The 16,641-nt window shown below is 68.0% G+C and carries 18 protein-coding genes; 11 read left to right on the forward strand and 7 right to left on the reverse strand.

From position 1 onward, the window contains the following. Positions 1-163: 163 nt before the first annotated feature. Together ACTF4R_RS03625 and cyaB are read right to left on the reverse strand one after the other, a co-directional pair. Positions 164-1,375, reverse strand: a complete 1,212-nt coding sequence (locus ACTF4R_RS03625) for a methionine adenosyltransferase (RefSeq protein ID WP_440006293.1) — start codon at positions 1,373-1,375, stop codon at positions 164-166. Between the two features lie 59 nt (positions 1,376-1,434). Further along, the gene (gene cyaB, locus ACTF4R_RS03630) at positions 1,435-2,025 is read right to left on the reverse strand and encodes a class IV adenylate cyclase (RefSeq protein WP_440006295.1); all 591 of its coding nucleotides are present in this window, start codon (positions 2,023-2,025) and stop codon (positions 1,435-1,437) included. Positions 2,026-2,172: 147 nt separating this feature from the next. Here cyaB and ACTF4R_RS03635 point away from each other — a divergent pair, with 147 nt between their 5' ends. From ACTF4R_RS03635 to ACTF4R_RS03655, 5 genes are all read left to right on the forward strand, one after another. Beyond that, positions 2,173-3,483: a polymer-forming cytoskeletal protein gene (locus tag ACTF4R_RS03635; protein WP_440006296.1), complete on the forward strand. Its 1,311-nt coding sequence runs from the start codon at positions 2,173-2,175 to the stop codon at positions 3,481-3,483. Positions 3,484-3,675: 192 nt separating this feature from the next. Then, positions 3,676-4,524 (forward strand): electron transfer flavoprotein subunit beta/FixA family protein, encoded by an 849-nt coding sequence (locus ACTF4R_RS03640; protein ID WP_113275837.1) that lies wholly within the window; start codon positions 3,676-3,678, stop codon positions 4,522-4,524. Positions 4,525-4,526: 2 nt separating this feature from the next. Further along, positions 4,527-6,155, forward strand: a complete 1,629-nt coding sequence (locus ACTF4R_RS03645) for an electron transfer flavoprotein subunit alpha/FixB family protein (protein ID WP_440006298.1) — start codon at positions 4,527-4,529, stop codon at positions 6,153-6,155. Positions 6,156-6,212: 57 nt separating this feature from the next. Further along, positions 6,213-7,886 carry an FAD-dependent monooxygenase gene (locus tag ACTF4R_RS03650; protein WP_440006300.1) on the forward strand — a complete coding sequence of 558 codons (1,674 nt, stop codon included), beginning with the start codon at positions 6,213-6,215 and terminating at the stop codon, positions 7,884-7,886. Continuing rightward, positions 7,883-8,245 carry a DUF8055 family protein gene (locus ACTF4R_RS03655; RefSeq protein WP_440006302.1) on the forward strand — a complete coding sequence of 121 codons (363 nt, stop codon included), beginning with the start codon at positions 7,883-7,885 and terminating at the stop codon, positions 8,243-8,245. Before ACTF4R_RS03650 ends, ACTF4R_RS03655 begins: the two co-directional genes overlap by 4 nt. 23 nt (positions 8,246-8,268) lie before the next feature. Here the strand turns inward: ACTF4R_RS03655 and ACTF4R_RS03660 are convergent, their stop codons facing one another. Next, on the reverse strand, positions 8,269-8,664 hold the full coding sequence (locus ACTF4R_RS03660) for a DUF2267 domain-containing protein (RefSeq protein WP_440006304.1): 396 nt from the start codon (positions 8,662-8,664) through the stop codon (positions 8,269-8,271). 157 nt (positions 8,665-8,821) lie between these two features. Here ACTF4R_RS03660 and ACTF4R_RS03665 point away from each other — a divergent pair, with 157 nt between their 5' ends. Both ACTF4R_RS03665 and ACTF4R_RS03670 read left to right on the forward strand, forming a co-directional pair. Beyond that, the gene (locus ACTF4R_RS03665; RefSeq protein ID WP_440006306.1) at positions 8,822-9,088 is read left to right on the forward strand and encodes a DUF5827 family protein; all 267 of its coding nucleotides are present in this window, start codon (positions 8,822-8,824) and stop codon (positions 9,086-9,088) included. Continuing rightward, the gene (locus ACTF4R_RS03670; protein ID WP_440006307.1) at positions 9,085-9,879 is read left to right on the forward strand and encodes an ATPase; all 795 of its coding nucleotides are present in this window, start codon (positions 9,085-9,087) and stop codon (positions 9,877-9,879) included. Before ACTF4R_RS03665 ends, ACTF4R_RS03670 begins: the two co-directional genes overlap by 4 nt. Positions 9,880-9,886: 7 nt before the next feature. Here ACTF4R_RS03670 and ACTF4R_RS03675 read toward each other — a convergent pair whose 3' ends face one another. Beyond that, positions 9,887-10,465, reverse strand: coding sequence for an MBL fold metallo-hydrolase (locus ACTF4R_RS03675; RefSeq protein WP_440006309.1), 579 nt, complete (start codon positions 10,463-10,465; stop codon positions 9,887-9,889). A gap of 111 nt (positions 10,466-10,576) precedes the next feature. Here ACTF4R_RS03675 and ACTF4R_RS03680 point away from each other — a divergent pair, with 111 nt between their 5' ends. Continuing rightward, positions 10,577-11,245, forward strand: coding sequence for a hypothetical protein (locus tag ACTF4R_RS03680; RefSeq protein WP_440006311.1), 669 nt, complete (start codon positions 10,577-10,579; stop codon positions 11,243-11,245). Here the strand turns inward: ACTF4R_RS03680 and ACTF4R_RS03685 are convergent. Next, on the reverse strand, positions 11,242-11,727 hold the full coding sequence (locus tag ACTF4R_RS03685) for an Lrp/AsnC family transcriptional regulator (RefSeq protein ID WP_440006313.1): 486 nt from the start codon (positions 11,725-11,727) through the stop codon (positions 11,242-11,244). The genes ACTF4R_RS03680 and ACTF4R_RS03685 overlap by 4 nt on opposite strands. Positions 11,728-11,846: 119 nt before the next feature. Here ACTF4R_RS03685 and ACTF4R_RS03690 point away from each other — a divergent pair, with 119 nt between their 5' ends. Next, positions 11,847-12,521 carry an METTL5 family protein gene (locus tag ACTF4R_RS03690; RefSeq protein ID WP_440006315.1) on the forward strand — a complete coding sequence of 225 codons (675 nt, stop codon included), beginning with the start codon at positions 11,847-11,849 and terminating at the stop codon, positions 12,519-12,521. 30 nt (positions 12,522-12,551) lie between these two features. Here the strand turns inward: ACTF4R_RS03690 and ACTF4R_RS03695 are convergent, their stop codons facing one another. Further along, positions 12,552-14,201: a rhomboid family intramembrane serine protease gene (locus tag ACTF4R_RS03695; protein WP_440006317.1), complete on the reverse strand. Its 1,650-nt coding sequence runs from the start codon at positions 14,199-14,201 to the stop codon at positions 12,552-12,554. Positions 14,202-14,335: 134 nt separating this feature from the next. Here ACTF4R_RS03695 and ACTF4R_RS03700 point away from each other — a divergent pair, with 134 nt between their 5' ends. After that, positions 14,336-14,707, forward strand: coding sequence for a hotdog domain-containing protein (locus ACTF4R_RS03700; protein WP_440006319.1), 372 nt, complete (start codon positions 14,336-14,338; stop codon positions 14,705-14,707). Positions 14,708-14,724: 17 nt separating this feature from the next. On the opposite strand, the gene ACTF4R_RS03705 is transcribed toward ACTF4R_RS03700, so the two are convergent. Beyond that, positions 14,725-15,189, reverse strand: coding sequence for a DUF7992 family protein (locus ACTF4R_RS03705; protein WP_440006320.1), 465 nt, complete (start codon positions 15,187-15,189; stop codon positions 14,725-14,727). A 269-nt stretch (positions 15,190-15,458) separates the two neighbouring features. On the opposite strand from ACTF4R_RS03705, the gene ACTF4R_RS03710 reads away from it, so the two are divergent. After that, complete coding sequence (locus ACTF4R_RS03710; RefSeq protein ID WP_440006322.1) at positions 15,459-16,454, forward strand: DUF4397 domain-containing protein; 996 nt, start codon at positions 15,459-15,461, stop codon at positions 16,452-16,454. The last annotated feature ends 187 nt before the right edge of the window (positions 16,455-16,641 follow it).

Consider the following 16,641-nt stretch of genomic DNA (forward strand, 5'->3'; position numbering starts at 1 on the left):
CGGAGATAGTCAGGTGGCGAATAAACGGCCTTCGGTTCCAGCGACGGAACTCGACTGCACCGTGTTGCTCGTCCACCCCCTCGAACCGCGACGCCACGCCGTCCTCCGGTATCTACTCGACCGCGTGGCGTTCCGGGAGGCCGTCGTTCGACGACCCGCGTGGTCAGAACGTCCGCAGTTCGCCGTCGATGACCGACTCCGTTATCGAGGTCACGTCGGCGAGTTCGCGGTCGACGATGTCGACGACGTCATCCTCGATGTCCGAGAAGCCGACGCCCTCCTCCGGGACGACCTCGGCGTCCGCGATGTGGGGCTGGTCGATGGGACGACCGATCTGGGAGAGGAGTCGAATCCGAAGGTCGCGGATGCCCGCTACCTCGTCGACGACGGACTTGGCGATTTCCGTGCCCAGCAGGTTGTATATCTTCCCGATGTGGTTGACCGGGTTCTTCCCCGACGTGGCCTCCATCGACATCGACCGGTTGGGGGTGATGAGCCCGTTCGCGCGGTTGCCGCGGCCGACCGAGCCGTCGTCGCCCATCTCCGCGCTCGTGCCGGTCGTCGTCAGGTAGATGTTCTCCTCGTCCGCGCCCTCGGTGTCGGCGGTGTTGACGTGGACGGTGACCTCGCGGTCGGTGTACTCGTCGGCGACCGAGCGGACGTAGTCCCGAACGGCCTCGACGACGGCGTCGTACTCCGCACGGTCGGAGACGTGCTGGTCGATCATCGCGGCGGCGACGGTCACGTCGATGTGGTCGCGCTGGCGTTTGCCCATTATCTTCACGTCCGGGCCGAGTACGGGGTTCTCGGCCGCGAACTCGGTGTTGAGGCGTCGTTCCGCGTTCAGGACGATCTGTTCGGTCTCGGTGAGCGGTGCGTGTCCGACGCCGAAACTCGTGTCGTTGGCCATCGGCACGGTCGCGCCGTCTTCGCCGAACACCTCCTGGAGGTCGCCGCTCCCCTCGCCGAGTTTCACGTCGAGGATGACGTCGGTACCCACGTCGAGCGCCGGAATCTGTTCACGCAGGTACTCGCGGGCGGCGTCGAGCGCGATGGTCTCGGCCGGAATCCTGGTCCCCTCGTACTCCTTGGTCGCACGACCGACGATGAGCACGTAGATGGGTTCTATCATCTCGCCGCCGCCGAACTGCGGGTTCGCGCTCCCCGCGACGAGCTGCGTCTCGTCGGTGTTGTAGTGCAACACTTTCCCGACCCGGTCGAGGTACGCCTGTGCGAGCGCGCGGGAGACGCTCTCGGCGATGCCGTCGCAGATGGAGTCGGGGTGGCCGATACCCTTTCGCTCGACGATCTCGATCTCCTGATCTTCGACTGCCCGCCGGTCGATGGGTTCGACCTGAATGTTCCGCTCGGTCATTATCGCAGGTTCACAGCCGTAGAATCTATAACTTGCGGAAACGGTTCGCCGCGCTCGTATTACTCGCTCGCATCTTCGTCCGCGAGGAGCAGGCCGAGGTACGAGGTCCGAATCTGTTCGTCCGGGTCGAGACCCAGGTCGTCGAGGACCGCGTACGCGCCCTCGCGGGCCGCTTCGATGTCGGACTCGTCGGCTTCGACCTCGACCTCCACGAACTCGCCGAGGTCGTCGACCGCGTCGAGCGTGACGGTGTACCCGTCGAGTTCGTAGTACTCGCGCTCCTTGCGCACGGTCGCCGCCGGGTCGAACCCCAGCGCGTCGAACACGTCGTGGGCCGCCTCGGCGTCAGCGACGCCGGTCTCGACCTCCCGGCGCGTCTTCGACTCCTCCTCGACCAGCGGTCCCTTGTACGTGACCACCTCCTCGTCGTGCCGGTCGGCCGCGCCGGCGCGCTCGTCGCCCTCGCCCCGCGCTCTCCGGCGCTGCCGGCGCACGCGCAGCGCCTCGTCCGTCTCCGCGAACTCGCGGTGCGGGGCGTCGTAGTAGACGTCCTCCTGGACGACCCGTCCGACGGGCGTCGCGCCGAGTTCGTCCAGGCGCTCCCGGACGTCGTCGTGGTCGGCGCGCACCTTCACTTCGACCTCGTACATGGTCGGAGCGAGGCGTGTCAGGGTCAAAAGCCCTGTGCGACTCCCCGGGGGACGAGCGACGGCGACCGCCACCGCGGGACCGTCGCGACAGACGCGCGTCTGACGCTCTCGGGAAGTTTATTACGAGTGGCTCGAAGAGATACTGTTGTGTCGCTCCGCTCCGACCCACTCGACGAACTGTCGATTCCCGACGAGACCACCGTCGAAGAACACGACCTCGTGACCGACAGCGACGTCATCGTCGGCGCGCAGAGCACCGTCGAGTTCGGCGTGCGCGGAAACAACGTCCTCGCGGGCGAGCGAGTGACGTTCGGCGGTCACATCGAGGCGGAGGAGGACTGTCGCCTCGACCTCTGGTGCGACGTGGACGGCGACGTGCTCGTCGGCCAGGACGCCTACCTCGGCGAGCGCGTCCACGTCTCCGGGCAGTTGATGGTCAGCGGCGACCTCGACATCGGCGACGACGTCCAGATAGACGACGGGTTCGAGGCGAACGGCTGGATCGTCATCCGGAATCCGATGCCGACCATCGTCTTCCTCTTCGTCTACCTCTCCCAACTGCTCCGCATCGGCGAGGAGGAAGCCGCGGAGAGCCTCGTCGACGAGATGCTGGAGGGAGCCGAGGCGGACCCGCTGGTCGTCCCGCGGAACGCGAGCGTCAACGACGACGCCTGGCGCGTCTCGACGCCGGCGACCATCGGCGACGACTGCCGCCTCCACGGCAACGTCCGCGCCGAGGAGATAGCGGTCGGGGCGGGCAACGAGGTGTTCGGCAGTCTCCGCGCCCGCGGCGACATCGTCGTCGGGGAGGGCACCCGCATCCACGGCGACGTGACGACCCGGAACGGGACGGTCGTCCTCGAAGCCGACGCCGAGGTGCTCGGGGACGTCTCCTGCGACGACCTGCGGTTCCACGAGAACGCGACCGCCGACGGGACGATGCGCGCCAGCGGGGAGATGACGATGATACGGGAGCGGGGGCGTCAGCCGACCCACGCCGAAGAGACGGACGAGACCGGCGCGGAGCAGGCGGAGGGCGCGGACTCGCCCGACGATACCGACGCCGACGGCGCGTCAGAATCGGGCGAGGCCGATTCAGACGACTCCGCGCCGACCGGGGAGGCGACCGAAGACAGCGAAGGGGCGTCGGACGAGGACGAGACGGCCACCCCGGACGCGACGGGGGCGGGCGAAACCTCCGGCGACGGGGCCGACCCGGACGACGGGGAGGCTGAGGAGTCCCGGTCGTCCGCCGGCGATACCGACGCGACCGGAGACGACGCGACTGGTGACGCCAGCGACGACGTGACCGGCGGGGTGGACCGCTCCCACGGGAGCGACGAAGCCGACGATTCCGCGAACGGCGGAGCCGACGATTCCGAGAGCGATGCTCACGAGGAGTCCGTCGTGCCGGAGCCCAAGCGGCCGGACGGACCCGGAACCACCTCCGGAGCGTAGGCTCCGACCGGTTTCGAGCCGCCGCCTCTAGCGGTTTCGAGCTACTTACCGCCCGAGCGACAGCACCGGCGAGAGTCGACGGTCGGTCTGCGTGTCGGTTCTCTGTTGATTTGGCGACAATATAATAAAGAATGCGCGAGTTGGTACCGAGTGCCGCATGAAAGACAGACATACACAAGGGACGTGGTATCGATGCACTCAGTCGTGTTGACCAAGGGCGTACCGGACTTCCGCGAGGGGCAGGTGTCGTTCGACGAGGACGGCCACCTCGAACGCGGGAAGACGCCCACGGTGATGAACCCGAACGACGAGTACGCACTGCAGGCCGCCCTCCAGACGAAGGTGAAACACGGGGGGACGGTCAGCGCGATGAGCATGGGGCCACCGGGGTACGGCGACGTGCTCCGGGAGGCGATGACGGTCTACGCCGACGACTGCTACCTGCTCTCGGACCGCGAGATGGCGGCCGCCGACACCTGGGCGACCGCAATCACGCTCAGCGCGGGAATCGAGAAGGTCGGGGAGCCGGACGTCATCTTCGCCGGTTTCAAGACCGCCGACGGGGAGACGGGCCAGACCGGTCCGCAGACGGCGTGGTGTCTCGACCGCCCCATCGTCACGCACGTCGTCGCCATGGAGATCGACGAGGACGAGCGCCGCGTTCGCGCGAAGCGCCTCGTCGAGGGCGACGTCGACGAGATAGAGACGGTGGAGGCGCCGCTCCCGGCGTTCATCGTTCCAGACCCCGAGTTCGAGGCGTCCTACCGGAAGGCCGAACATCGGCTCCGGCGCAAGCAACTGAAAGCCGAAACCGAAGAGCGCGCCGAGAACCACGAGGAACACATGACGACGTGGGACCACGCGGCCCTGAACCTGGACCCGGACTACATCGGACTGGACGGGTCGCCCACCATCGTCTCCGGGGTGGACCCCATCCCGAAGGCCCCGGCGGAGCGCGACGCGACCATGGTGGACCCGGACGACGAGGCGGCCATGGGCGACGTCGTCGAGACGATGCAGACGTTCGCGGGGGGTGACTGACCGTGGCGGACATCGACCCCGACGAGCACACCGTCGACGAACTCGAATCGGAGGTCCAGTCCGTCGACGACCCCGGCGCACTCGACGACCTGCTGACCGACGAGGAAGAAGGGAAGAACCGCGAGACGGCGAAGGAGGCCATCCAGGCCCGCATCGACGAGTTGCAGGAGGAAACCGAGGACGGCGACGCCGCGGGCGACACAGACCACGAGGAGGAGTACGCAGACGCCGGCGAGCGCGGCGACGACGAGAGCGAGGAAACGGCGGACGCGGGGAGCGACGAGGAGGACGCCGAGAGCGGAGACGAGGAGGAAGAGGCCGGAGGAGAAGGCGAAGACGGAGACGACGACGAGGAAGAGGACGGCCTCGACCGCCCGACGGCGGACAAGAGACACGTCCGGGCGCTGGAAGACGGCGTCTACCGGGACATGTACGTCTACTGCGAGACGCAGGGCGGCGACCTGCTCGACGTGTCGAAGGAGATGCTCGGCAAGGCCCGCGAGCTGATGGACGGGTACGCCGAGGACTACGGCCCGCCGGACGACGGCGGACCAAGCGACGAAGAGCGCGTCGTCGCCGTCCTGGTCGGCGACGAGATGGAAGCTCTCGCCGAGGAGGCGGTCGCCTACGGCGCGGACGTCGCGGTGTACCACGAGGACGACCGCCTGGAGCGGTTCCGGCACAAGCCCTACACCGAGATAGTCGCCGACGTGGCGCGGGGCGGGTCGCCGCCGGGCGAACCGGCGGGCGACGACCAGCCCGACTGGCGCGACTACGACAAGCCCCGGTACTTCCTGTTCCCGGCGACGAACAACGGTCGCGACCTCTCCGCGCAGGTGCAGGGCGAACTCGACTCCGGGCTTGCCAGCGACTGCTCGGGGCTGTTCATCGAGAACGAACTCATCACGAACCCCGTGAAGACGGGCGAACCCGGCGAGAAGGTGGAGTTCGAGCGCGTCCTCCACATGAAGCGCCCCGACTTCTCCGGCTTCGAGTACTCCACCATCCTGTGTCTCGACAACCCCGACCGCGAGTTCCACCCGCAGGGCTGTTCGGTCATCCCGGGGAGCTTCGAGGCGATGGACCCCGACTTCGACCGCGAGGGGCTCGTCGTCGAACACGACCTCGAACTGGCCGACGACTGGTTCCGCGTCGAGGTCCCGGAGTGGGACACCCTCGACGCGGGCATCGACCTCACCGGCAACGAGGTGGTCGTCGCGGTGGGTCGTGGCATCGGCGACGACCCCACTCGGGGGCTCGAACTGGCGCTCGACCTCGTGGACGCGTTCGACGACGCCGACCTCGGACTCTCCCGGGGCGTCGTCACCGCCTCCTACGACGTCGACGGACACGTCGAACAGTACGTCACGGAGGAGCGCCAGATCGGCGAGACGGGCCAGGTCATCGAACCCGACCTGTACGTCGCCGCGGGCATCAGCGGCGCAATCCAGCACAAGGTCGGGATGGACGAGTCCGAAACCATCGTTTCGATCAACACCAACCCCGAGGCCGACATCCGGGACTTCTCCGACTACTTCGTCGAGGGCGACCTCTTCGACGTGCTCCCCCGCCTCACCGAGGCCGTCGAGGCGGGCGAACTGGACGCGGTCACTGCCGAGGACGATGACTGACGAACGCACGACGACTGCGAACGCGACGACCGAGAACTGCGAGCGAGGAACACGACGATGACCGAGGAACACGAACACTACGAGGCTGTCGTGGTCGGAGCCGGACCGGGCGGAGCGGCGGCGGCCGCGACACTGGCACAGAACGGTATCGAGACGCTCGTCCTCGAACGCGGCGTCGAGGCCGGGGCGAAGAACGTCTCCGGGGGCCTCATCTACGCCGAGGAGTCCGCCCCCTACACCATCGACTCCCTGTTCCCCGGCTTCCGCGAGGAGGCGACCGAGCGACCCATCTCGAACTACCGCCTCCACAACGTCGCCGGGGAGAAGGTGAAGACCTTCGACATCACCGACCTCCACGAACACGACACGGAGTGGTCCGACGCCGTCCTCCGGCGGCACATGGACTCGTGGCTCGAAGACCGGGTCCACGAGAAGACGAAGGAGACGGGCGGCGGCCTGCTGACCGACGTCCGGGTGAACGGTCTGCTCCGCGAGAACGGCAAGATAGTCGGCGTCACCTGCGACGAACTCGACCCCATCCGGGCGGACTTCGTCGTCGCCGCGGACGGCGTCAACAGCGAACTCGCGCGCGACGCCGGCCTGATGGACTGGGAGGAGCCCGAGGAGTGGTTCCAGGGCGTCAAGGCCGTCATCGACGTCCCGGAGGAGGTCATCGCGGAGCGGTTCGACGTCGACGACGACGAGGGCGAGGCCCACCTCTTCTCGGGCGACCTGTTCGAGGGCGTCCGCGGCGGCGGCTTCCTCTACACGAACGACGATTCGCTGTCCATCGGGACCGTCTTCCACCTCGACAGCCTCGTCGACGAGCGCGCGGAACCGCACGAACTGCTCGACAACCTGCTCACCCACCCCCTCCTCGCCCAGTGGCTCGACGGCCACTACGACGAGGTGGAGTACTCGGCGAAGCTCGTCCCCGACTCGAAGAAGGCGGCCCACCCCGAACCGCATCGCGGCCGCCTCGTCGTCGTCGGCGACGCCGCCGGCCAGATGCAGGCCCAGGGCCCCATCATCAAGGGCATGAACCACGCCGTGACGGCGGGCGCGCTGGCCGGCGAGGCGTTCGCCGAGGCCAGCATGCGCGGCGACCCCGACGCCGCCGGCCAGCTCTACTCGAAGAAGCTGAGCGAAGAGGGCGTGATGAAGAAGCTCCGGCCGCCCCAGTACCGGCTGGCGCGGACGCTCGGCGAGAACGACACCGTCACGGACCTCGCGGAGAGCGTCCTCACGTCCGGACTCGGCCGGGCCGTCCTGCGGGCCGGCCCCGTCGCCGACCGGCTGGAGAACCTCTACAGTTCGCCGTTCCTCTCGATGATGATTCCGGACACGACGACGCCGTACGTCACGCTGCCGACCGTCATCGCCGAGGAACTCGGCACCCGGGTCAGCGACGAGAGCGACGTCGAGCCCAAGAGCCTCGCCGACCGCATCGGCGACCTGACCTACGACACGGACGTGGGCAACCCCCACATCGAACTGCGCGACAGGTCGTTCGAGGCCAGCGGCGCGGCCGTGACCGCCTGTCCGGTCAGCGCCGAGGACTTCGGCGGCGGCTGCTACCGCGCCGAGACGGTCGGGACGAACGGCGACGAGGAGACGGTCGTCAGCCTCGACACCCAGCCGTGCGTCGAGTGTGGCACCTGCGCCATCGTCGCCGACACCGACTGGGAGCACCCCCGGGGCGGCAAGGGGGTCGAGTTCCGGGAAGGATGAGCGAGTACCGCGACCGCATCGCCGTCCTCGCCGAGCGCTCCCGGGTCGACCGCGAGGCGTTCGAAGCGCCCGAGAACCGGCCCGACGAGGAGCGAGCCCTGTCGTATCTCCGTGACGGCGTCGGTGACGTCGTCTCGGTGTACGTCGACGGGCGCACCGGTGAGTTCGCCGCCTTCGACGAGGTGGAGATGTCGATGCTGGAGCGGGCACTGAACGACTGGTTCGAACTGTACGCCCGCTGTTACGGCGAGACCATCGAGGCGGAGTTCACGGTGCGAGAGGTCGCGGAACTCGTAATCGACACGCACGACGTCTCCGACGTCGCGCAACTGCTGACCCACGTCCCGGAGCGACGATAGAGACTCTCCCGGGAACCGCGGCGTTATTCGAGCGCTTCTTCCTGGCCGACGAGTTCCCAGAGTGGGTCGAAGTCGTCCGGTAGCTGGTCGCGGACCTGCTGGAGTTCGCCCTCCGGAACGACCTCGGCGACGAGACTCACGACGGCCTGCGCGTAGTAGTTCGCGTCCTGTTGGTCCACGTTCGCGCGCTCGGCCACGCGGGAGACGAACTCGTCGTAGTCGAACCGCTGGCCGGAGTCGGCGTTCTCCAGATACCAGTCTATCTCCATCGGTAACGGACCGGCGAGGTCGGTCGCCTCGCCCTCCTGAATCCGCTCGCCGAGCGTCGTCAGCACGGCCCGGATTGCACGTACGGTCTTTCCTTGCGTTCCCAGTTCGAGTCGGTGTTGTGTCTGACCGATGAACTCGCTGTAATCCATGTTTCCCCCCATCGGATACAGGTCGCCCCTGTACAAATATCGCATGGCGGCGAGGGGTCGGAACACCGCACCCCACCGAAGCAGGGCGCGCCGTCTAGCCGCGAACCGCTGTGTGCGATTCGGGACGTTTTAGCGGCGGACGCTCGTACCCTCGCGCATGCCCAAGCCGAAAGACGCCTTCGACCGGCTCCACCCCTGCGACTTCTACGAGCCGGACGAACTGCTCGACCCGGACCTGATGTACACCGTCTACGAGATAGCGCGACTCCTCCAGGGCCTCGACGCCGACGCGGAACTCGACGTCGCGGACGAGGAGATACTGCTCGACTGGGCGATACCGTGGATAATGCGCAACTCGGAGCAACTGGTCGTCGCCGAACCGCCGTCCGACGAGGAACCGGGGTACTACGGCCTGAAGACATGAGGCTGCTCGTCGTCGGGAGCGACCGCGTCGACGCCGGCAAGACCACGTTCACCGTCGGCCTGCTGGATCACGTCGACGGCGTCGGGGTCAAGCCACGCGCCGGCAACGACTACTGGTTCGACCACGACGACGTTCGCGAGGCCGTCGGCGAGGGGCGACTCTACGGCAAGGACGCCAGGCGAATCGCGGCCGCCAGCAGGGGGGACCTCGCACCGGAGGACGTCAACCCGGTCCACCGGCTCTGGCAGCCCTCGCCCGGCCCCGATTCGGGGCTGCTCGGGCAGTCGCGCCGGGAGTTCCTCGTCGACCGCGTCGGCGACGGCTTCCTCGCGAACGAGACCGCCGCGTTGCCCGAGTTCGTCCGCCGGCACCTCCCGCTGGGCGACGCCGCGTCGGTCGGGTCGCTCGCCGAGTTGAACGACCGGACCGAGAAGCGCCACCTGCCCCACTTCCGGGCGCTCGCGGAACGCATCCGCGAGGCGGACCGGGCGGTCGTCGAGTCGTACAGCGACATCGCCCGGCCCATCCGGAACGTCGAGTTCGACGCGGTCGCCGTGGTCGAACCACGCCGCGTCAGGGCGTACGACGGCGAACGGTTCGACAAGGCCTGCGATGTCGCCGACGGTAGCCCCCGCGACGGTGCCCTGGAGGAGCGCGTCGAGGACGTCGTCGACCTGCTCGACCCCGCCGCCGTCGAATCGCTCCCACCGCTGTCCGACGCCGAACGCTCGGACCCGGCGGCGGTCGCGTCGGCCTACGAGAACGCCTACGAGGCGTTGCTGTCGGTTTGAGAAGGGGTTAGCGCATCCGGGCGGCCTTCGACGCGAGTTCCACGTCGTGGTAGGGGTTCGTCGTCACGCTCGGACCGTGACCGGTGTGCATCTCACGGAGGTCCTCGTCTATCGCTCCGAGCACGCGGTCGATGCTCTCGACCAGCGCGTCACGGTCGCCCTCTTCGAGGTCCGTGCGGCCGAAGCTCCCGTTCTGGAAGACGAGGTCCCCCGCGAACAGCACCCCTGCCTCGGACGAGTAGAAGCAGAGGTGGTCGTCCTTGTGCCCCGGCGTGTGGAGTGCGCGGTAGTCGTGGTCGCCGATGGGGACGTCCTCGCCGTCCTCGATGCGGTGGTCGACGCCGGGTTGGTCGACGTCGAACCCCCACGCTTCGGCGTCGTAGGCGGCCTTCACGTCGGCGACGTTGCCGACGTGGTCGGGATGCGTGTGGGTGAGGACGACGGCGTCCAGATCCTCGACGCGCTCCTCGATGCGTTCGACCACGTCGAAGTTCGCACCGGTGTCCACGAGCACGGTGCGCTCGCCGTCCACGAGGAAGGCGTTGCTCGTGAACGACTGGACGCCCGCCGCGACGTTGCGAATCATGTCGCGGAGTTGGGCGCGGCGTCGTTTCCCGTTTTCGTTCCGTCGTTCGGGCGGCCCCGCCCGCGACTCCGGGTAGCCAGAGTTTTTAACCACTCGCTCGAATGGGTGGGCGTGAAGCGTCGTAGTTTCCTTCGGGCCGGAGTGGTGGGCGTCCTGAGCGCGACCGCCGGCTGCACCAGCGCCGCGGTCGGGACCAATCAGGGGCGCGTGGTGTCGAAGACGGTCCTCGCCGGAGATCTGCCGATAGCGGAGGACCGTCCGGGCAAGTTCTCGGTTCGCGAGGGGTACGCCGGAGCGTCCAACTCCACCGAGAGCGAGGTGAACACGATAAGTAGCACGACCACGGACAGTAGGACCACGGACGGCGAAACTACGGACGGCGAAGCGTCCGGTACGACCTCCGAGGAAGGAACCACGAGCTGGAACGCCAGCGACGGGAACGAGGGCGGCGGCGAGGGCGGGACGACGCTCAGCGCCGGCAACCTCACGGTCGGCGAGGAGTTCGCGAACCACCTCCGGAAGGAGTTCGGGTCGCTCGCGTTCGTGGTCTCCATCGTGCACTACAAGACGGCCTGGCCCAACGAGGCGGAGGTCGGCGAGCACAAGCGTTACACCACCTACCGGTCGCTGTTCAACCGCATTCAGGTCGGCGAGAGCATCACGTTCCAGCCGGACCCGACCAGCACGTCGACGCTGAGTTCCGTCTCCTGCGTCGCGAAGGACCGCGAGTCGCTGCAGGTCCGGTGTTCGACGGGCGACAACGACGGGTCCCCGGTCTAATCCTCCGCGAGTTCGTCGACGAGCGTGTCGCGGCTGTAGCTCTGGAGCACGCGGTGGGAGTCCCGGAGCGTCGAGATGACGAACGTCGAGTAGGTGCGTTCGACCTCGTCGATGGTCTCGAAGTCGCTGATGAGTCGCTCGACCATCTCACGGTCGGAGAGATGGGCGACGAGGATGAAGTCGGTCTCGCCCATCGTGAAGTACGCCTGGGTGACGCCCTCGACCTCCAGCAGCTCCTCGCCCACGTCCTCGTACGTGCCGCTGTAGTCGGCCAGGACCTCCACGACGACCGTGACGCCGAGGCCGAACTTCTCGAGGTCGATGTCGTAGAGGTCGTTCTCGATGATGCCCTCGTCCCGGAGATTGTTCAGCCGGTAGTGGATGGTCGAGACCGGGATGTCCGTCGCCTCGTGGAGCACCTCGGGACTCCCGGTTTCGAGGTCCGAGATAGCCTTCAGGAGCGTGATGTCGCGTTCGTCCATCGCTCTCCCGTTGTCGTTCGGGATAATTAACGTCGGCCCTTCGCGGTCGGCTACCGTGAGACCGTCGTTCGCTCGCGGGAATCCGAACACTGACCTGCGCCGCCGCCCTCGACGTCGGTATGTCGAAGCGCGCGCTCGAACGCCGCCTCGCCGAGGTCCGGGGCTTCGAGGACCCCCAGGTCGAACTGGAGCAGTACCCCACCCCGGCAGACCTGGCGGCGCACCTCGTCCACCTCGCGGACGTGCACGGTGACGTCGCCGGCAGGACGGTGGTCGACCTCGGCGCGGGAACCGGCGTGCTCGCGCTCGGGGCCGCGACCCGCGACCCCGCTCGCGTCGTGGCCGTCGACGTCGACGAGGCCGCCCTCGACCGCGCCCGCGAGAACGAGCGCAGGGTCGCGCCCGCGGTCGGCGTCGACTGGGTACGGGGCGACGCGACTCGCCCGCCGCTGTGTCCCGCCGGACGAGGTGCGGACGCCGGGGTGACGGTGCTGATGAACCCGCCGTTCGGCGCACAGCGGGGCAACGAGCACGCCGACCGCGCGTTCCTCGACGCCGCGGCGTCGCTCTCCGACGTCTCCTACTCGATACACAACGAGGGAAGTCGCGAGTTCGTCGAGGCGTTCGCAGGGGACGCGGGCGGGGAGGTGACCCACGCGTTTCGCGCTGAGCTGCCGCTCGAACGGCAGTTCGCGTTCCAGCAGGAGCAGCGGCGCGTGCTCGACGCCGAGGTGTTCAGGGTCAAGTGGCCGCCGTCGCCGACGAGCGACGGCGGGAGTCGGGGTGAGCGGTGAGAGCCGTCCGAGTCGCGCGACGTGGGCGGGTCAGTTGTAGCTCTCCTTCTTCGCCACGCGAACCCGGGTGTCGTCGACACGGGCGTAGACGACGTCGTTCTCGCGGGTGAACTGGACCCCCTCGGCCGACACGGTGACGTTGGCCGTCGGTAGCGGCCGGGAGGCGACCGTCGTGCTACCGTTGGTGAGCCGCAGGCGGAACGGGTTCTTCCGGGGGTCGTCCGCCGGAACGATGGAGACGTTCATGCCCGCTACCACGGGGTCGGCCGTCGCCGGGTCGGAGGCGTACGCGTGGCGCCACCCGTCGTCGGCCGGACGCAACCAGACCTGGTACGCGGCGCCGCCGCCGACCGCCGACCAGCCGATGCGTCGCGCGAACACCGTCTCGGCCCAGCCGACCCCGCCGACGCGGACGGCCCTCCTTCCGGCGAACGCCAGCTGTCCTTTGGTCACCTCGCGGGTCCACACCTCCCGCCCCTCGTTGACGACGATGACGCCGCTGGTGTCGACGCTGGTCGTCTCCCCGCCGACGGAGACGTCGACCACGCTCACCTTCTGGTTCGGTACGTCCTCGGCGTACAGTACGGTGTAGTCGCGCACCTGCACGCCGGTCGCACCCTCGACGTTGCCGTCGCCCTGGACGGTCGTGAGGTTCACCGGCGCCGCGACGCCGGCCATGACGATGAGCGGAACGAACACCAGGACGGTCCCCGCCTGCCGCGCGCCCGGTCCGAACGAGGTAGCATCGTGGGTCCGTACCGCGAACGTGACGAGCGTGGCCAGCGCCAGCACGAACACGATGCCCAGCCCGCGGAACAGGACGTACGTCTCGACGCCCCGGTACCACCACAGCGCCCAGAGCGACAGCGACGTCGCCACCAGCAGCGTCCCGGTCCACGTCCGGAGCGCCGGCGGCGTGGCCCGGTCGCGGAACCGGAGGACGAGGAGACCGGCGACGACCCCGAGGAAGAAGCCGAGCGCGTGGCCCTGGACGGCGATGCCGAACCACCAGGGTTTCGAGTAGCTGGCGCTGGCACCCTGGACCACCAGCGGGTTCTGGAGCGCCTGGTAGACCGTCTGGACGACGCCCTGGGCCGACAGCGCGACGACCGTTCCCAGCGGATACCGGACGAGCGCGAACCCGATGAACGCGAACAGAACGCCGGAGAACCCGATGATAGGTCCCCAGGCGAACAGGCTGGTGCAGAGTCCGACGACGCCGACGCCGAGCGGGAAGACGACGAACGCGCGAAGCCAGGGGTTCGTCCGCCACGACCCGAACGACTGCTCGCCGCGCCGGGTCGGGTAGTGGCCGACGTAGTACTCCGCCAGCGGCGCGACGGCGAGCGTGCTCGTCACGTTCCCCAGCAGGTGTCCCGGCCCGGCGTGGGAGAACGGCCCGAGCACGACGCCGAGCGGGTAGAGGTACGACCAGGACGCGAACGCGACCGTGACGGGGTTGCGCCAGTGCTCCCAGCCGTGCTGGACGAACAGGTACACGCCGACGACGAAGGTGACCGAGACCAGCGTTCCCCAGGGGACGCCGAGCAGGAACCGCTTCCGCAGCCTCGCACTCCAGCGACCGTTCGGACGGTCCAGCGCCCAGACGACGAGCAGCGAGACGACCAGGCCGACCGGGATGGCGACCCGTATCGGCCATCCGTCGAACGGAGAAGCCATACGCGGACTGTGTGACCACGGGGATATAAATGAACACGTATCTGTCGACTGACCGGATTGGAGGAGAGCGCCGACCGTGCCGACTGAGTGGCGACTTCGAAAGGAGTAATTCCGGAGGTCGCGAACCCGGACCCATGGTCGACGTACCAGACGAGGGCGACGTGGCGACGTACTCGCGGACGTTCACCGAACGAGAGGTCGAGCAGTTCGCCGACCTCTCCGGTGACCAGGGAACCCACCACGAGGGCGACCGTCCGATGGTCCACGGGCTACTGACGGCGACGCTCCCGACGAAGATCGGCGGCGACATGGACTACGTGGCGCGGTCGATGGAGTTCGAGTTCCGGCGGCCCGTCTACGTCGGCGAGGAGGTCTCCTGTGAGTCGCGCGTCGAACGCGTCGACGAGCACGACGACCGGTACGAGATGGCGGCGACGTTCGTCTGCCGGAACGGAGACGACGAGGTGGTTCTGGAGGGCCGAACCGAGGGCGTGATATTCCGGTGACCGACGCCCGCCGGAGTCTACTGGTCGAACTCCGGCAGGTCGTCCGGCGCGTCGAACTCCGCCTCCCAGTCGACGTAGTCCCGTTCGAGCACGTCGCAGACGGTCTGACCCAGTTCGGTCAGGGCGGCGTTGATGGAGGAGACGGCGTTCCAGGAGTCGAGGTCGGGGTGGACGTCCCGCTCCTGCCAGTCCTCCGGAATGCCCGGGGCGTGGTAGCCGACGCGGTCGGCGAAGTCGTCCCAGAAGAAGTCGAACTCGTAGAACAGGTCGAGGTCGCAGGCCGTCTCGAACTCCCGCTCGTCGAGGTCGGTGTGCTCGGACCACTGGTTGAACGCCTCGGTCCAGGCGCCCTCGCGCAGGAACGTCTCCAGTTCGTCGCGTCGGTAGTCCGTCTCACCGTCGACTGACACGTCCTCGTACTGCTGGATGTCCGCCTCGGCCCGTAGCTCTGGCGGGTCCGGCACCGCAACGTCGAGTCCCATACGCCCCGATAGGACAGACCCGCGGATAAGCGTTCCTTCAGCGAGCACGGTTCGTCACAGTGCCGAACCGTCCTTCCCACTACCGATGCGAACTCCACCGACGATACGCGCAAATCGGCTCTCCGCCGCCGTCGAGTTGCAGCGCCGGTGAATCTGCACCTAACTGGCCGTAATCCTCGTTATGAGCGCCGAAAGAAGGCCGATACGCGGCGCTCGTCGCTGGACGGTCATGGCGTTTTATGCCGGGAACCGCCGGACGGTAGTGCGAAATGAGGAGAACCACACTAACACGAACGGTCGCAGTCGGACTAACGCTGCTGCTCGTCGGCTACGCCGGAGTGGGTGGCGTCCTCGCGGCGCAAGAGACGACGACCGAGACGACAGCGGCGGGAACGCAGGAGGGCGGCGACGGTGACGCGAACGTCAGGGTGGCGCACATGTCGCCGGACGCCCCGCCCGTCGACGTGCTGGTCGACAACGAGACGGTCGTCGAGAACCTCTCGTTCGGTAACGTGACCGACTACCTCGCCGTCTCCGCCGGGGCGCACAACGTGACGATTCGGGCGGCGGGCGACCCGAGCACCGTCGTCTTCTCCGGAGAACTGACGTTCGACGCCGAATCGCGCCGCACCATCGTCGCCGCTGGCGAGGTCACCGACGAGGGGACGACCGACTTCGAGCCGGTGGTTCTCGAAGACGACTTCACCGTCCCCGAGGAGAACGCCTCGGTCAGGCTCGTTCACGTCTCACCGGACGCGCCGCCCGTCGACATCACGGTCCAGGAGACGAACACGACGCTGTTCGACAACGTCTCCTTCCGGACCGCCACGGAGTACACGGAGGTCGCCCCCGGCAACTACACGGTTCAGGTCCGGCCCGCGACCGCGAACGACTCCGGCGAGGTCGTCCGGACGTTCGACCTGTCCGTCGAAGGCGGTACCGTCTACACCGCGTTCGCGGCGGGATACCTGAACCCCGACGACGCGCCGGCCGACGTACCGTTCCAGCCGATAATCGTCGTCGACGCCGGCGGCGCGGCGAACGAGACGACTGCAGCGGAGACGACGACCGAGGCCGCGAACGAGACGACCGCGACGGGGACGACGACCGGGCAAACGACCGAATTCGGCACGACGACCGAAGCGACGGGAACCCAGACGACGGAAGCGACCGGCACGACTGCGGCGGCCGGAACGACGACCGTCGCGGGGACGGTGACCGGCACGACCACCGTCGGCGGCACGACGACCGACGGCGGTTACTGACCTTCGGCACCGAACTTCGCCCGGTGAACCGGGATTTCCGCCGTACGAACAGACGGCCGTAATTCTCGTTACGAGTGCGTTCAGCGGGCCGTTCCGCGGAGTACCGGGCTCTTTCTGTTGTGGACGGTCTTACCGTTTTAATGACGGACCCGTCGAATCGGCGACTCGATGAGGGGGAATAAATCGA

It is taken from the genome of Halomicrococcus pelagicus (assembly GCF_051917725.1).
Classification (GTDB): Archaea; Halobacteriota; Halobacteria; order Halobacteriales; family Haladaptataceae; genus Halomicrococcus.

Coding starts and splice junctions, on each gene's coding strand:
- ACTF4R_RS03665 (WP_440006306.1), top strand. CDS start 8,822: ATGCCCAAGCCGAAAGACGCCTTCGACCGGCTCCACCCCTGCGACTTC.
- ACTF4R_RS03710 (WP_440006322.1), top strand. CDS start 15,459: ATGAGGAGAACCACACTAACACGAACGGTCGCAGTCGGACTAACGCTG.
- ACTF4R_RS03685 (WP_440006313.1), bottom strand. CDS start 11,727: ATGGACGAACGCGACATCACGCTCCTGAAGGCTATCTCGGACCTCGAA.
- ACTF4R_RS03655 (WP_440006302.1), top strand. CDS start 7,883: ATGAGCGAGTACCGCGACCGCATCGCCGTCCTCGCCGAGCGCTCCCGG.
- ACTF4R_RS03660 (WP_440006304.1), bottom strand. CDS start 8,664: ATGGATTACAGCGAGTTCATCGGTCAGACACAACACCGACTCGAACTG.
- ACTF4R_RS03670 (WP_440006307.1), top strand. CDS start 9,085: ATGAGGCTGCTCGTCGTCGGGAGCGACCGCGTCGACGCCGGCAAGACC.
- ACTF4R_RS03650 (WP_440006300.1), top strand. CDS start 6,213: ATGACCGAGGAACACGAACACTACGAGGCTGTCGTGGTCGGAGCCGGA.
- ACTF4R_RS03675 (WP_440006309.1), bottom strand. CDS start 10,465: ATGATTCGCAACGTCGCGGCGGGCGTCCAGTCGTTCACGAGCAACGCC.
- ACTF4R_RS03690 (WP_440006315.1), top strand. CDS start 11,847: ATGTCGAAGCGCGCGCTCGAACGCCGCCTCGCCGAGGTCCGGGGCTTC.
- ACTF4R_RS03625 (WP_440006293.1), bottom strand. CDS start 1,375: ATGACCGAGCGGAACATTCAGGTCGAACCCATCGACCGGCGGGCAGTC.
- ACTF4R_RS03695 (WP_440006317.1), bottom strand. CDS start 14,201: ATGGCTTCTCCGTTCGACGGATGGCCGATACGGGTCGCCATCCCGGTC.
- ACTF4R_RS03700 (WP_440006319.1), top strand. CDS start 14,336: ATGGTCGACGTACCAGACGAGGGCGACGTGGCGACGTACTCGCGGACG.
- ACTF4R_RS03705 (WP_440006320.1), bottom strand. CDS start 15,189: ATGGGACTCGACGTTGCGGTGCCGGACCCGCCAGAGCTACGGGCCGAG.
- ACTF4R_RS03640 (WP_113275837.1), top strand. CDS start 3,676: ATGCACTCAGTCGTGTTGACCAAGGGCGTACCGGACTTCCGCGAGGGG.
- cyaB (WP_440006295.1), bottom strand. CDS start 2,025: ATGTACGAGGTCGAAGTGAAGGTGCGCGCCGACCACGACGACGTCCGG.